Origin of the sequence: Collimonas rhizosphaerae, assembly GCF_038896935.1 — a bacterium.
Taxonomy (GTDB): Bacteria; Pseudomonadota; Gammaproteobacteria; order Burkholderiales; family Burkholderiaceae_D; genus Collimonas; species Collimonas rhizosphaerae.
Map to the genome: position 1 here is coordinate 80,967 of NZ_JBANDC010000004.1, position 14,893 is coordinate 95,859.

At 59.6% G+C, this 14,893-nt stretch carries 13 protein-coding genes and 1 tRNA gene; 11 read left to right on the forward strand and 3 right to left on the reverse strand.

The annotated features are described in order from the left end of the window. Nucleotides 1-39: 39 nt before the first annotated feature. Nucleotides 40-666 (forward strand): LON peptidase substrate-binding domain-containing protein, encoded by a 627-nt coding sequence (locus tag V8G57_RS06715; RefSeq protein WP_342828742.1) that lies wholly within the window; start codon nucleotides 40-42, stop codon nucleotides 664-666. A 9-nt stretch (nucleotides 667-675) separates the two neighbouring features. Here the strand turns inward: V8G57_RS06715 and mutY are convergent, their stop codons facing one another. Genes mutY through mutM form a run of 3 tightly spaced genes read right to left on the reverse strand, consistent with a single transcriptional unit; the run spans nucleotide 676 to nucleotide 4,680 of the window. Next, complete coding sequence (mutY, locus tag V8G57_RS06720) at nucleotides 676-1,800, reverse strand: A/G-specific adenine glycosylase (RefSeq protein ID WP_425458241.1); 1,125 nt, start codon at nucleotides 1,798-1,800, stop codon at nucleotides 676-678. Between the two features lie 56 nt (nucleotides 1,801-1,856). Next, on the reverse strand, nucleotides 1,857-3,830 hold the full coding sequence (locus V8G57_RS06725; protein WP_254784961.1) for a dynamin family protein: 1,974 nt from the start codon (nucleotides 3,828-3,830) through the stop codon (nucleotides 1,857-1,859). 28 nt (nucleotides 3,831-3,858) lie between these two features. Beyond that, nucleotides 3,859-4,680, reverse strand: coding sequence for a bifunctional DNA-formamidopyrimidine glycosylase/DNA-(apurinic or apyrimidinic site) lyase (gene mutM, locus V8G57_RS06730; RefSeq protein ID WP_092394880.1), 822 nt, complete (start codon nucleotides 4,678-4,680; stop codon nucleotides 3,859-3,861). A gap of 147 nt (nucleotides 4,681-4,827) precedes the next feature. Here mutM and V8G57_RS06735 point away from each other — a divergent pair, with 147 nt between their 5' ends. From V8G57_RS06735 to V8G57_RS06780, 10 genes are all read left to right on the forward strand, one after another. Beyond that, on the forward strand, nucleotides 4,828-6,636 hold the full coding sequence (locus tag V8G57_RS06735) for a tetratricopeptide repeat protein (protein ID WP_175500907.1): 1,809 nt from the start codon (nucleotides 4,828-4,830) through the stop codon (nucleotides 6,634-6,636). Continuing rightward, entirely contained in the window at nucleotides 6,633-7,313 is a 681-nt protein-coding gene (gene lolB / locus V8G57_RS06740) for a lipoprotein insertase outer membrane protein LolB (protein WP_342828743.1), read from the forward strand. Before V8G57_RS06735 ends, lolB begins: the two co-directional genes overlap by 4 nt. 8 nt (nucleotides 7,314-7,321) lie before the next feature. Next, nucleotides 7,322-8,194, forward strand: coding sequence for a 4-(cytidine 5'-diphospho)-2-C-methyl-D-erythritol kinase (ispE, locus tag V8G57_RS06745; RefSeq protein ID WP_342828933.1), 873 nt, complete (start codon nucleotides 7,322-7,324; stop codon nucleotides 8,192-8,194). An 86-nt stretch (nucleotides 8,195-8,280) separates the two neighbouring features. After that, nucleotides 8,281-8,357 (forward strand) — tRNA-Gln (locus V8G57_RS06750). Nucleotides 8,358-8,542: 185 nt separating this feature from the next. Next, nucleotides 8,543-9,493 carry a ribose-phosphate pyrophosphokinase gene (locus tag V8G57_RS06755; protein WP_038485244.1) on the forward strand — a complete coding sequence of 317 codons (951 nt, stop codon included), beginning with the start codon at nucleotides 8,543-8,545 and terminating at the stop codon, nucleotides 9,491-9,493. Between the two features lie 131 nt (nucleotides 9,494-9,624). Beyond that, on the forward strand, nucleotides 9,625-10,248 hold the full coding sequence (locus tag V8G57_RS06760) for a 50S ribosomal protein L25/general stress protein Ctc (protein ID WP_092394868.1): 624 nt from the start codon (nucleotides 9,625-9,627) through the stop codon (nucleotides 10,246-10,248). 136 nt (nucleotides 10,249-10,384) lie between these two features. Then, a complete protein-coding gene (gene pth, locus V8G57_RS06765) occupies nucleotides 10,385-10,969 on the forward strand; it encodes an aminoacyl-tRNA hydrolase (RefSeq protein ID WP_342828744.1) in 585 nt (194 codons plus the stop codon). 56 nt (nucleotides 10,970-11,025) lie between these two features. Next, the gene (locus V8G57_RS06770) at nucleotides 11,026-12,450 is read left to right on the forward strand and encodes a DUF6056 family protein (RefSeq protein ID WP_342828745.1); all 1,425 of its coding nucleotides are present in this window, start codon (nucleotides 11,026-11,028) and stop codon (nucleotides 12,448-12,450) included. 279 nt (nucleotides 12,451-12,729) lie between these two features. Continuing rightward, complete coding sequence (gene ychF, locus V8G57_RS06775) at nucleotides 12,730-13,821, forward strand: redox-regulated ATPase YchF (RefSeq protein WP_014004598.1); 1,092 nt, start codon at nucleotides 12,730-12,732, stop codon at nucleotides 13,819-13,821. 175 nt (nucleotides 13,822-13,996) lie between these two features. After that, nucleotides 13,997-14,893 carry a LysR family transcriptional regulator gene (locus tag V8G57_RS06780; protein WP_342828746.1) on the forward strand — a complete coding sequence of 299 codons (897 nt, stop codon included), beginning with the start codon at nucleotides 13,997-13,999 and terminating at the stop codon, nucleotides 14,891-14,893.

The window sequence follows — 14,893 nt, forward strand, 5'->3', positions numbered from 1 at the left end:
ACGCAGTTCACTCTCTCTCCGCAGTCGACGTCACAACCTATGCCCGAAAATAATTCCTGGATACCGCTGTTCCCGCTCAACGCGGTGCTGTTTCCCGGCGGCGTCCTGCCGCTCAAGGTATTTGAAACACGCTACCTCGACATGCTGCGCGAATGCATGCGGCTGGAGCAGCCGTTCGGCGTGGTGCTGATCAAGTCAGGGCAGGAAGTCGGCAATGCCGCCGAGCCGGAAAGCGTCGGCTGCCTGACCAGGATCATCGAATGGGACATGCAAGACCTGGGCGTGATGATGCTGCGCACCGAGGGCGGCCAGCGTTTCCGGATCGTGCAGCAGCGCGTATTGTCCGACCAGCGCCTGGAAGCGCAGGTAACGCTGATCGACTCCGACGCGGCGACGCTGCCTGACGAAGCCCATCTGCAATGCGCCAGCACCTTGAAGCTGGTGATCGACGATATCAACAAGAAAGGCCGCGCCGCGCATGGGGAGAATTTCGCCAGCCCGTTTGCCTTGCCGCTGCAATTCGACAATGCCGGCTGGGTCGCCAACCGCTGGTGCGAAATCCTGCCGATTCCCTTGAAAGCGCGCCAGAAGCTGCTCGAACTGACCGACGGCCGCGAGCGGCTCGGCATAGTCCATCAATATCTGCGGCAACACCACATCATCTGACAAGCCGCTTCAGGCAAACAAGTCCGCTTCGCGAAAAACTTCCAGCAGCAGCTTCTTGACCGGCGCCGGCAACGGCGCGCCGGCCAGCTTGTCAGCCGGATACCAGACATGGTTGGCATGGGCGACGCCATCCAGCCGATGTTCAAGAGCGATCTGGAACGGCGCTATCTGCAATTTGAAATGCGTGAAGACGTGGGTAAACGGCTGCAGCGGCTCGCACGATGCCACCGGGCCGAAGGCTGCAGTGGCGCGATTGAGCGCGGCGTCGAAATCGTCTTTCGAGGCAAGCCCCGGCGCAATTTCCGGCAACGACAGCAAGCCGCCCCAGATGCCGCTGTCGGGACGCTGCTCCAGCAGGACCTGGCGCCGGTCGACGATCACCAGCATGCAGGTATGTTTTTCGGGAATCGCTTTTTTCGGTTTGCGCACCGGCAGCTGGCTGACCCGGTCGGTTGCCAGGGCGACGCAGCGCTGCGCCAGCGGACAGGCCTGGCAGGAAGGTTTGCTGCGTGTGCAGAGCGTCGCTCCCAGGTCCATCAGGCCCTGGGTATACGACTCCACGCCCTGCTCCGGCAACAAGGCCACGGCACGGCGCCACATCGCTTCTTCGATCGGCTTGGCGCCGGGATAACCGTCGATGCCGAACACCCGGGAGAACACACGCTTGACGTTGCCGTCCAAAATCGCGGCCTGCACGCCGTAGGAAAACGCAGCAATGGCGGCTGCGGTGGAACGGCCGATGCCAGGCAGCTCTTGCAGCAGCAGCGGATCGCGCGGAAATATCCCGCCATGCTCAGCCACCACCTGCTGCGCGCAGCGATGCAGATTGCGCGCCCGGGTGTAATAACCCAGGCCGCTCCAATGCGCCATCACCTGTTCGCTAGGCGCCGCTGCCAGCGCCTGCACGTCGGGAAAGCTGGCCAGGAAACGCTGGTAGTAAGGAATCACCGCGGCCACCTGGGTCTGCTGCAGCATGATTTCCGACAGCCAGACGCGATAGGCATCGCGCGTCTGCTGCCAGGGCAATGCGTGGCGGCCGTGCTGCTTCTGCCACGCAATCACCGCGGCGGAAAATGACGGATCGGCAAATTCAGCTGATGCGAGGTCGTTCGCGGTGCTGCAAATAATTTTCAACTCTGTCTCACTGCGGTTTTATAACGACATGTACGTGCTTCAAACTACCCATCTGATCAGATGGGTACAGAGTAATTCGCCACGTTTCGGTGGCTATTGAACTCTGTCCCGGCATAGCTCTCACTTCCCAGCGCATTCCTCAAATCCGTTTCCAGCGCCACCAGCGTGTTTCTTTGCGCCGTCAATTCGTTCTGCAGCATCTCCACCGACTGGATTTTTTCTTCCAGGCTATCGATCGCCACATGCACCCGCTCGATCGAATCGGTGCGCTGCTTGAGCTGCGACTTGTGGGCGCGGATCTGCTCTTCCAGCGGTGCCATCACCACCTTGAGCCAGGCATCGACGTCGCGGTTGGCTTGCAGGAAACTCTGCTTGACGCGCGAGGCGATCGAATCGAAGAACTTCTGCATCAGCACTACCTGGCTGGTCTTGACCAGCGTCACCGTGCCGAACTGGCGATGATAGGCGGTCTCGATCACCTTGATCTCATTGCGGTACTTGTCCAGCGAAAATGCCATGGGCGTCGACAAGGCCAGCCCGTGCTCGGTCGAGAATTTGCGGTACATGATGGTCATCATTTCCGAAATTTCATCGGTCTTCTGGCCCGACAGCATCAGGTTTTCCTGTGCCTTGTCGAAAAATTCCTTGACCGCGTGGCGGAAGCCGGCGGTGAACATGCTGCCTTCCATGGTCTCGCGCGTCTTGCGGATTTCTTCTTTCAGCAAGCCCATGCCGAGCGTGGTGAAGACGCCGGCCGACAGCCGCGCGAACACCATGCGCGTGCCTTGCAGCTTCAGCAGGCTTTCGTCGAATTCCTTTTTCTCGATGTCGATCCGTTTCATCATGTGGCTGATGATGGAAGTGTTCTTGCCGCGCAGGCTCTTCAATTCCAGCAGCTGCTCGACCACGCTGCGGATGTGCGCCGACATCAGGGCTTGCTTGGTGACCGTCAGGTCATGGATATCGCCGATCAGCTGCGAGCGGATGATGTCGCGCTTGGCCGGGATAAGCTCGCGCGACAGGGCATTTTCCAAAGCCGGCAAGCGGCTTTTCCTCAGCAGGTCCGGCTCGCCGTTGATCTTGCCGACCAGGCCCTTCTGGGCCGATACCGGGTATACCTGCGCCTCCGCCAGGCCCAGCGTCTGCGCCACGCTCGACACCTGCCTGCTGATCTGCTGCTCGACCTCGAACGGCGAGCGCAGCTCGTCCCACATGCTGTCGATCTTGTTCAGCACCACCATGCGGCCGGCGCCGCTGCCGATGTGATGGCGCCAGACATCGATGTCGCTCTTGGTGACGCCGGTGTCCGCCGCCAGGATGAACAGCACCGCATGGGCGTTGGGAATCAGGTTGAGCGTCAGCTCCGGCTCGGTGCCGATCGCGTTCAGGCCCGGCGTATCGATGATCACCAGCCCTTCTTTCAGCAAGGGATGCGGAAAGTTGACGATGGCATGGCGCCATTGGGAAATCTCGACCCGTCCCAGCACGTCGACCGCCAGGGCCGCGTCGGGATCGTCTTCGTCATACAGGCCGTAGCGTTTGGCCTCTTCCACCGGCACCCATTTGGTCAGGCTGACCTGCTTGAATGCTTCCAGCATGCCGTCGGTGGAGGATATATCCAGCGGCAACACGGTCCAGACGTGGTGCGCGCCCTTGTAATCGCTGGTCGACTGCGATTCGGCCCGGGTTTCTATCGGCAGCAGGCGGATGCATGACGGGAAAGACGCGTCATACAGCAGCTCGGTCGGGCACATGGTAGTGCGGCCGGCGGCGGACGGCAGGATGCGCTGGCCGTAGTCGGCGAAAAAGATGGCGTTGATCAGTTCTGACTTGCCGCGCGAAAATTCCGCCACGAATGCGATCGACAATTTGTCGTCGGTGAGGCGCGCCAAGGCTCGGCCGATACGCTGTTCGCTGGCCACGTCCGACAATTTCGAGGCGCTGGCCCATGTCTGGTAACGCCGTAATGCACTGGCCACGCCGGTGCGCCATTCACTGTATTCCTGGAATTTTTGGACTAGATTGCTCACTATCTCTCTCGCCTATGTTCTCTGATATTTATTTTTGACATTTTTTGCAATAAAACGTCGAACGCTGCCCTTGTTTGATCTGCGTAATCAGGGTGCCGCAATTTCTACAAGGCAACCCAGCACGATCATAGACGAAATAACTCTGTTGGAAGTAACCGGATTGCCCATCAGCCCCAATAAAATCACGTAAAGTGCTGCCGCCCTTGTCAATTGCGGCCGCTAAGATTATCCGAATGGCATCAACCAGCCGTTCGTAGCGTGCCAGACTGATGCGGTGAGCCTGCGTTTTGGGATTGATGCCGGCGCGGAACAGGCTTTCTGACGCATAGATATTGCCTACCCCGACCACGATATCGCCGGCCAGCAGCACTTGCTTGATCGGCGCGCTGCGGTTGCGGGTCTTTTGAAACAGGATCTGCGCCGAAAAAACATCTTCCAGCGGCTCCAGCCCCAGCCCGGCCAGCAGCACATGCTGCTCCACCGGCCCGTCGGCGTCGGCATGCCAGAGCACCGCGCCGAAACGGCGCGGATCGGTCAGCCGCAGCAGCTGGCGGCCGACCACCAGGTCGAAATGGTCGTGTTTTTGCGGCTCAACGCCGAGCTCCAGGATCCGCAGGTGGCCCGACATGCCCAGGTGGATGATCACGGTGCCATGGTCGAAACGCAGCAGCAGGTATTTGCCGCGGCGGCCGGTGCCGCGCACCTTGCGGCCGACCAGCAGCGCCGGCAGGTCTAGCGGAAACGGCCAGCGCAAGCCGCGGTGGCGAAAGGTGACGGCAGTCACCACGCGGCCGTCGAGATGCGGCGCGACGCCGCGGCGGGTGACTTCTACTTCAGGTAATTCTGGCATCGTCAGGCATCGTTGGAAAAGCGCGTCCGGAATGAAATGGCATAATCGGCTATAAATTTTTTGAAACAAATCCAGGGGCGGCCGCTGCGCGCTGCTCTCTGGTTGGGCGTAAAATCAAGCTTACCTTTGAATGCCAGGACATATCCCTTGAAAAAAACCCTTGCCATTGTAACGCTCTCTACCTTGCTGTCGGCTTGCGCCGGTGTAACGCCGGGCAACGACGCCACAAATCCTGCTGCCAGCACGCCGCCTGCGGCTACTCCTGCAGCAAGTCCCGAGCAGATCGCAAGCCGCAAGCTGGCAACCAGGGCAACACCGGTCAAACCACCGGAAGAACATCTGCCGGCGGTGCCGCTGACCAAGGAAATCCTGTTCAAGGTACTCAGCTCCGAAATCGCTTTCCAGCGCGGCAACTGGCAATCCGCATACGTCACCCTGCTGGGAGCCGCCCAGCAGACGCGCGATCCGCGCCTGGCCCGACGCGCGGCGGAAATGGCGCTGAGCGCAAAACAGGCCAGCGAAGCGCTGGTGGCCATCCGCCTGTGGCGTGAACTGGCTCCCGATTCCGAAGAGGCGACCCAGTATTACCTCGGCTTCATCATGCTCAGCAACAACCTGGCGGAAGCCAAGCCGATCCTCGAAAAGCGCCTGCAAGATGCGCCGCCGCAAGCGCGCGGCGTCATGATGCTGCAGATCCAGCGCCTGCTGGCGCGGGCGCAGGACAAGGCCGGCGCGTTCGCCCTGCTCGAGCAGCTGGTCACGCCTTACACGGCGATGCCGGAAGCGCATCTGGCGCTGGCGCAGGAAGCCTTCAGCATAGGCAACAGCACCCGCGCCCAGGAAGAAGCGAAAATTGCGCTGAACCTGAAACCCGACTCTGAACTGGCGATCCTGACCAGCGCGCAAGTCGCGGGGGACAATACCGAGGTCGAACGCATCCTCACCGATTTCCTCAAGAAATATCCCGGCTCGCGTGAAGTGCGGGTGGCCTATGCGCGCACCCTGATCGACCAGAAGCAATACGAAAAAGCCCGCAGCCAATTTGAAATCCTGCTCAAGAGCGACAAGCAGGACGCCACCACCCTGCTCGCGCTGGGCCTGCTGAATGCACAAATCGGTGATACCAAAGCTGCCGAACGCTACCTGGTCAGCTATATCGACCAGCTGGCCAAGCATCCGGACGAAGCGCGCGACAGCACCCAGGCGCTGCTGATCCTGGCGCAGATTGCGGCAGACCGGAATGACACCGACACCGCATTGAAATGGCTGGCGCAGGTCGAACCGGGCGACGCCTACCTGGACGCCCAGCTGCGCCGCGCCCAGCTGCTGTCCAAACGCGGCGACCTCGACGGCGCACGGCGCGTGCTGGCAGAGATCGACACCAACGGCGAACGCGAGAAAACCCAGGTAACCCAGGTGGAAGCCCAATTGCTGCGCGACGCCAACCGTCCGCAGGAAGCGTTCAAGGTCCTGGAAACCGCGCTCAAGGCGCAGCCCGACAACCCCGACCTGCTGTACGACTACGCCATGGCGGCAGAAAAACTGAATAACCTGGGCACCATGGAAACCGCGCTGCGCAAACTGATCGCGCTGGCGCCGGAAAACCAGCAGGCGTACAACGCCCTCGGCTACTCGCTGGCCGACCGCAATATCCGCTTGCCGGAAGCGCTGACGCTGATCCAGAAAGCGCTGACGCTGGCGCCGCAGGACCCGTTCATCGTCGACAGCATGGGCTGGGTGCAATACCGCCTGGGCAACCTGGGCGAAGCCGAGACCCGGCTGCGCACCGCCTACAGCTTGATGCCCGATCCGGAAATCGCCGTGCACCTCGGTGAAGTCCTGTGGGTCAAGGGACAAAAAACCGATGCGCAAAAACTGTGGCGCGAAGTGCAGCAGAAAGATCCGCAGAACGACGCCCTGAAAAACACCCTGGCGCGGCTGGGCGCCAGATTATGATGCGGGCGCCTGGCAAGAACGCTTGGCAGGTATTGCCGGCGATCCGGCGCGGCGCGCTGCTGGCCGCGGCGGCGGCTGCCATGGCGCTGAGCGGCTGCAGCACGCTGTCGCAATCGTCCGCGCCGGCTGCTACCGCAGCCAGCGGCGCGGCGCGGCAATACCACCAGGCCATCGATGTCAGCGGCCGCCTGTCGATCCGCTATCAGCAAGACGGCAAGGAACAAGCCATGCACGGCAGCTTCACCTGGGCCCAAGGCAAGCAGGAAACCGTGATCACCCTGCTCTCGCCGCTTGGGCAAACCCTGGCCACCATCAATATCGCGGCTGACCAGGCGACCCTCAAGCAAAGCGGCCAGCCTGCGCGCAGCGCCGGCGATGTCGACGCCCTGACGGTGCAAGCCCTGGGCTGGCCCCTGCCGATCGCCGGCCTGCGCGACTGGCTGCAGGGTTTCGGCCAGAACGCCGCCGGCCAGCGCTTCAGCGCCGCGCCATCCGCGGCCGCGGATGACGGCTTCAGCGTCACCACCGCCGACAAATGGCTGATCCAGTACACCAACTGGCAAGCCCAGGACAACGGCGCCGAAAGTTATCCGAAACGGATAGACCTGGCCCGCAATACCGCACAAGCCGGCGAGGTTGCAATCCGCATCGTCATCGACAGCCGCCAACCACACTGAAACCCGCAATGACCCGCACGCTGAACAACTGCCCGGCGCCAGCCAAGCTGAACCTGTTTTTACACGTTACCGGACGCCGCCCGGATGGCTATCACCTGCTGCAAACCGTGTTCCAGCTGGTCGATTTCAGCGATCTGCTGCATTTCCAGACGCGCGCCGACGACCAGATCCGGCGCACTACCGAGATTCCGGGCGTGCCGCAAGAGAGCGACCTGATCGTACGCGCCGCCAGGCTGCTGCAAAACGCGATCCGGGAACGCACCGGCGCCGGCGGATTCGGCGCCGACATCGCCATTGAAAAAAAACTGCCCATGGGCGGCGGGCTGGGCGGCGGCTCCTCCGACGCCGCCACCACGCTGATGGCGCTCAACCACCTGTGGCAAGGCGGCCTGTCGCGCGAGGAATTGATGGTTTTGGGCCTGCAGCTGGGCGCCGATGTGCCGTTTTTCCTGTTCGGCCGAAATGCGTTTGCAGAAGGAATCGGAGAAAGCCTGCAAAAGCTTGACACGCCCGACCTATGGTTCGTTATAATTCAGCCCGGCGTAACAATTCCGACCGCATTAATTTTTTCATCATCGGAATTGACAAGGAATACGAAACCCGTCAAAATGACGGACTTTTCGATAGCTAGCAAAAAGCTCTTCGGAAAAAACGATCTGGAACCCGTGGCCGCCAGGCAGTTCCCGGAAGTTGCGGATGCCATAAAATGGCTAGGCAATCATGGCGATGCCAGAATGACCGGATCCGGCGCCTGTGTTTTTTGTGGTTTTACGCAAGAAAAACAGGCAGATGAGGTACTGAAATTGGTGCCGGGTCACTGGAAAGCATGGAAGGCCAAGGCGATGCAGGAACATCCGCTCGCAGGACTGGCAGATCGTTGAAAAGGTAATACAGAATTCGGTTTAGCATCAGATTCAAGCGCTGTTTTGATATGCGGCGCGGATTTATGATAGACAACAAGTTGCGTAGGGGAATCGCCAAGCTGGTTAAGGCACTGGATTTTGATTCCAGCATTCCAAGGTTCGAATCCTTGTTCCCCTGCCATTAAATACGGACAAGAATGTCCAGCAAGAAATAGTGTCATTGCGGGTCTTACAGCGGCAGCCGATTTAGCCGCTTCAGAAATACAACAACAGCACACAGCGAATACTTAAGCCGCCAACGCAAGACTAGAATAGTCGGGCATTGTCGGCTTTTCAACTTTTTAACGACTGTATCCAGGGATCTCCATGGCAAACGAAAACCTGATGGTTTTTACCGGCAACGCAAACCCGGAACTAGCTATTGGAGTTGCCAAGCAACTCGGTATCCCGCTAGGCAAAGCCAACGTCACCAAATTCTCCGACGGCGAAGTAATGGTCGAGATCAACGAGAATGTGCGTGGCAAGGATGTCTTCGTGCTGCAATCGACCTGCGCGCCGACCAATGACAACCTGATGGAAATCATGCTGATGGTCGATGCGCTCAAGCGCGCTTCGGCTGGCCGCATCACTGCCGCGATTCCTTATTACGGCTATGCGCGCCAGGACCGCCGCCCGCGTTCGGCGCGGGTTGCGATTTCAGCCAAGGTGGTCGCCAACATGTTGCAGGAAGCCGGTGTCGAACGCGTCCTGATCATGGATCTGCATGCTGACCAGATCCAGGGTTTCTTCGACATCCCGGTCGACAATATTTACGCATCGCCGATTTTGCTGGGCGACCTGGTAAGCAAGAACTACGACGACCTGCTGGTCGTATCGCCGGACGTCGGCGGCGTGGTGCGCGCCCGGGCGCTGGCAAAACGCCTGAACTGCGACCTGGCGATCATCGACAAGCGCCGGCCGAAGGCGAACGTGTCGGAAGTCATGAACATCATCGGTGAAGTCGAAGGCCGCAACTGCGTGATCATGGATGACATGGTCGATACCGCCGGCACCCTGACCAAGGCCGCTGAAGTATTGAAAGAGCGCGGCGCCAAGAAAGTGGTGGCTTACTGTACGCACCCTGTGCTGTCCGGCCCTGCCCTCGAGCGCATCGTCAATTCGCCGCTGGACGAGCTGGTGGTGGTCGACACCATCCCGCTGTCGGCGGAAGCCAAGGCTTGCGGCAAGATCCGCCAGTTGTCGTGTGCGGAGCTGCTGGCCGAGACGTTCAAGCGTATTACCAAGGGCGACTCGGTCATGTCGCTGTTTGCCGAATAAATATTCAGTCTGCTGAATTCGTATTCCCTGTTGCGTCGGCCGAAAGGCAGGCATGGCAGGCTAACAAAACCCTCTGGTCGCGGAGGGTTTTTACCGCCGGACTTCAATCCGGCACACAATGGAGCTTCAAAATGAAAGTAATCGCATTTGTACGCAAAGAGCAGGGGACCGGAGCGAGCCGCCGCCTGCGCAATGCTGGCCAGACACCAGGTATCGTTTATGGTGGTTCCGACGCGCCGGTCAATATCTCGCTGGACCACAACGCGCTGTACCACGCGCTGAAAAAAGAAACTTTCCACTCCTCGATCCTCGATCTCGAAATCGACGGCAAGGTACAGAAAGTCCTGCTGCGCGACTTCCAGGTCCACGCATACAAGCAACTGGTCCTGCACGCTGACTTCCAGCGCGTTGATGCAAAACAGGCAATCCACGTGAAAGTGCCTCTGCACTTCATCAATGCAGACGTAGCTCCTGCAGTGAAACTGTCCGGCGCCATCATCAGCCACGTTTTTGCTGAACTGGAAGTAACCTGCCTGCCAGCCGACCTGCCAGAGTTCATCGAAGTCGACCTGACCAACATCGAAGTCGGCCACTCGATCCACCTGGCTGACCTGAAGCTGCCTAAGGGCGTTGCTGCAGTGTCGCAAGAGAACCTGACTATCGCTACTGCATCGATCCCTGCAGGCAAGGTCGAAGCTGACGCACCAGCTGCCGAAGCACCAGCTGCCGATGCTCCTGCTGCCGACAAGAAGTAATAGCAAGCTATTTGCCAGAGCAGCTTTCTGGCAGTAATCAGCAAGCTGAGACCCGCCTTCGTGGCGGGTTTTTTATTGTTGGCCGCTGTCTTCTTCTATAATTTGCGCAAGCCATCCATACGAAAATCAATAGCCCATGTCTATCCGCCTCATCGCCGGCCTCGGCAATCCCGGACAGGAATACGAGCAAACGCGCCACAACGCCGGTTTCTGGCTGGTCGACAATCTCGCCAACGACCTCGGCCGCAAGCTGGCCCGGGAAGCGCGCTTCAACGCCCTGGTCGCCAAGACCAGCATCGCCGGCCAGGAAGTCTGGCTGCTGGAGCCGCAGACGTTCATGAACCGCTCCGGCCAGTCGGTCGGCGCGCTGGCGCGTTTCTACAAGATCGCAGCGGACGAGATCCTGGTGGTGCACGATGAACTGGACCTGCCGCCCGGCAGCGCCAAGCTGAAAAAAGGCGGTTCGTCCGGCGGGCACAATGGCTTGAAAGACATCACGGCCGCGCTCGGCACCCAGGATTACTGGCGCCTGCGGCTGGGCATCGGCCATCCGCGCACGCTGAACCTGCAGCAGGTGGTGGCCGATTTCGTGCTGCACCGGCCGCGCAAGGACGAGCAGGTTCCCATCGAAGAAGCGATTGCCGACAGCCTGAAGATCATCCCGCTGCTATGCGAAGGCAAATTCGAAGCGGCGACCATGCAATTGCATACCGCCAAATAAGCGCGCTGCCGGCAATTCCGCGACCCGATGTCAAACGACCGAGAAAAGAGATCAAATTGAAGATTGAAGAAGTGCAAACTGTCCGCGCTCTGCCAAACGGCATTCTCAATATTTCCCAGGGGTCGACCGCTCTTGCCCGCAACGGCTTGCTGGCGATAGCAGTACTATTTTTACTATGGATTTTCTGGAACGCATTCCACGCGGTTCCCTCGGCGGACGACTTCTGCTATGGCTTTGGAGCGCAAAGCCGCGGCGTTTTCCAAAATGTAGTGACAGAATATCTGACCTGGGGTGGCCGTTATACGCCGGCATTGCTGATTAGCGCATTTGCAGTCTCCGATGAGGTGTTGCTGCACCATTACTACATCGTGCCATTGCTTATCCTGGCGCTGAATTTCCTGGCTGCGCGCCATTTCTTGTCAACCGCGGGTATCAAGAACGCCGCTTTCCTTCTGCTTTTCTTTGTCATGCTGATGGCGACGTTCCGCGTGCGGGAATCGTTGTTCTGGCTGGCCGGCGGCGCAACCTATGGCGTCTCTTGTGCACTTTTCCTGGCCCTGATCGCCGAAGAGTTGCGCATATTCCGCGGAAATGCCGCTCTTTCAAGGAAACGCATTGCCGTATTGTCGCTGGCGAGCGTGCTGCTGGCCAGTTTTAACGAAACGGTCATGCTGGCCCACATCGCGCTGCTGTTTCCCCTCGTGATTTGCTGCTTCGTACGGAAAACGGACAGGGCTGTCGCCTGCATATTGGCAGCAGCGATCATCGGCGCCGTTATTTCGGGAGCTGCTCCAGGTAATTTCTTGCGGGCTGCAACGATGCCGCAACACATCAATGTGGTGCTGGCTGTCTGGAGTTCCCTCAAGCTGATCCTGGTTAAATACGTAGCTTCGTTTCTGGTAAGCCTGCTGCTCGTTTATTGTTTCTTCGCGCTGGTCAAGCCGCGAAGGGAAATCGCATTCCCGGCTCGTGTGGTATTCGGATTCTCGGTGTTCCTGGTGCTGGCCCTGTGGGCAAGCATCTTTGCCAGGACATTTGTCCTCAACGACCTCGGGCCAGAGCGCGCGAGAACGATCGACTTCATGCTGGTAAACGCCATGGCGTTCCTGATTGCCGCCCATCTTCATGCGCGGCGCCGCCCTGCCGATCAGCAGAAACGTAAATCCGCGCTGGCCGGCGCCCTCTTTGCAGGCGTGACTGTGCTGGTGGTGGCGGGTTTCATCTTCTATCCAAACCACACATGGCGACCTGTTGTCGAGGGCATGACTGCATCCGCCGATTTGAAATCCCTCCTCTCGGCCCGCTTTGCCGCAGCTGGACAGGCAAGAGGAAAGTCGCTGGAAGTCGCCGGATATACGCACGAACCGAAACCGATCACCTTCTTCAATGAAATCAAAGCCAGCCCCGCGGAGTGGGAAAATGTTTGTTTTGCCCGTTATTTCGGACTGACCGAGGTGCGCTTACGGACAAAATCCGAATGAAGGCGGGACCGCAAGCGAGGCCGTAAGGGAGATTCCGGGCCAGTGATGTCCCCCAAATGTCCGGCGGCCTTTTACCGTCGGCCTTTGGATAAGCGCCCCCGACAGAGTTACAATTGGCATATTTGGGATTAGAGCACGGAAAAAACGGCAAAACGTGCTCGGCCTGTCCCGGTTTTAATTTTCACTGTGCAACTTCAATTCAGCCTAACTCGATCGTAGTTGGCTTGTAAAACGAATATAAAACACAGCTAACCTATTATTGATTTAGAAAGTTTTTCCATGAGTCTCAAATGCGGCATCGTCGGCCTCCCTAACGTCGGCAAATCTACCCTCTTCAATGCCCTGACCAAGGCAGGCATTCCTGCCGAAAACTACCCGTTCTGCACCATCGAGCCGAACGTCGGCATGGTTGAAGTGCCTGATCCTCGCCTCAAGGCGCTGGCCGAGATCGTCAAGCCGGAGCGCATCCTGCCTGCCACCGTGGAATTCGTCGATATCGCCGGCCTGGTGGCTGGCGCTTCCAAGGGTGAAGGCCTGGGCAACCAGTTCCTCGCCCATATCCGCGAAACCGACGCTATCGTCAACGTGGTGCGCTGCTTTGAAGACGACAACGTGATCCACGTCGCCGGCAAGATCAACCCGCTGGACGACATCGACGTGATCCAGACCGAGCTGGCGCTGGCCGACATGGGCACGGTGGAAAAAGCCATCCATCGCGAAAACAAGAAAGCCCGTTCAGGCGACAAGGATGCCGCCAAGCTGGTGGCCCTGCTGGAACGCCTGATGCCGGAACTGGACCAGGCCAAGCCGGTGCGCGCCTGCGGCCTCGACGCGGAAGAAATGGCCCTGATCAAGCCGCTGTGCCTGATCACCGCCAAGCCGGCCATGTATGTCGCCAACGTTTCCGACCACGGCTTCACCAACAATCCCCTGCTGGACCAGCTGACTGCTTACGCTGCTTCGCAGAACGCCCCTATCGTCGCCATCTGCGCCGCCATCGAATCGGAAATCGCCGACCTCGACGAAGCCGACAAGCACGAATTCCTGGCCGACATGGGCATGGAAGAACCAGGGCTGGACCGCCTGATCCGCGCCGCCTTCAAGCTGCTCGGCCTGCAGACCTACTTCACCGCCGGCGTCAAGGAAGTGCGCGCATGGACCATCCATGTCGGCGACACCGGCCCGCAAGCGGCAGGCGTGATCCACACCGACTTCGAACGCGGCTTCATCCGCGCCCAGACCATCGCCTACGATGACTTCATCAGCCACAAGGGTGAACAAGGCGCCAAGGAAGCCGGCAAGATGCGTGCTGAAGGCAAGGAATACGTGGTCAAGGATGGCGATGTCTTGAATTTCCTGTTTAACGTCTAAGTCTCCGTCGCAAGAAACAAGCCCGGTCCGTCTCGCAAGACGGCGCCGGGCTTTTTCTTTTTAGCGGCGGCATTGTGTTAACAAACGTCACAACAGCGCCCATTGCTCAATAAATCCGATACAAACCGCTGCAAATTTACTAGACTATCCAGAACCCGCAAACCAAAGAGCGACGATGGACAGAGTAGAAACCATGCAAGTGTTCGTGCGGGTGGCCGAAACCGGCAGCTTCACCAAGGCCGCCGACGGCCTGGGACTGCCGCGCGCCACCGTCTCCGCCGCGATCCAGCAGCTGGAGGCCAGCCTGGGCGCGCGCCTGCTACAGCGCACCACGCGCCGGGTTCACCTGACGCAGGATGGCAGCGCCCTGCTTGAACGCTGCCACCAGCTGCTGTCCGATTTTGAAGAGATATCGGGACTGTTCAAACAAACCCCGGCGCAAGCCAGCGGCAAGCTCAAGGTGGATGTCCCCAGCCGCCTCGCCAGGCTGGTGGTGGCTCCCGCCTTGCCGGAATTCTTCAAGCTGTATCCCGACATCGAGCTGGAACTGCGCTGCACCGACCGCTCCATCAACCTGATCCAGGAAGGCGTCGATTGCGTGGTGCGTGTCGGCCAGCTGGAAGACAGCAGCCTGGTTGCGCGTCCGCTGGGCCAGTTTGAACTGATCAACTGCGCCAGCCCGGCCTACCTGCGGCAGCATGGCGTGCCGGCGACGCCGTCGGAACTGGCGCGGCACTGGGCGATCAGCTACATGTCGCCCACCAGCGGCCGCAACGCGCCTTGGGAATATATCGAGGACGGCGTGCTCAGCACCGTGGAAATGCGCAGTCGCATGGCGGTCAACAACGCCGAAACCTATATCGCCTGCTGCCTCGCCGGCCTGGGTTTGATCCAGATACCGGCCTACGACGTGCGCGGCCATATTCGCGCAGGCGAACTGCAGGAAGTCATGCCGCAAGCGCGCGCCGGCGCCATGCCGGTCTATGCGCTATACCCGCACCGGCGCCATTTGTCGCGCCGGGTGCAGGTATTCATAGACTGGATAGAAAACCTGCTGCTGCAGCACCGATAA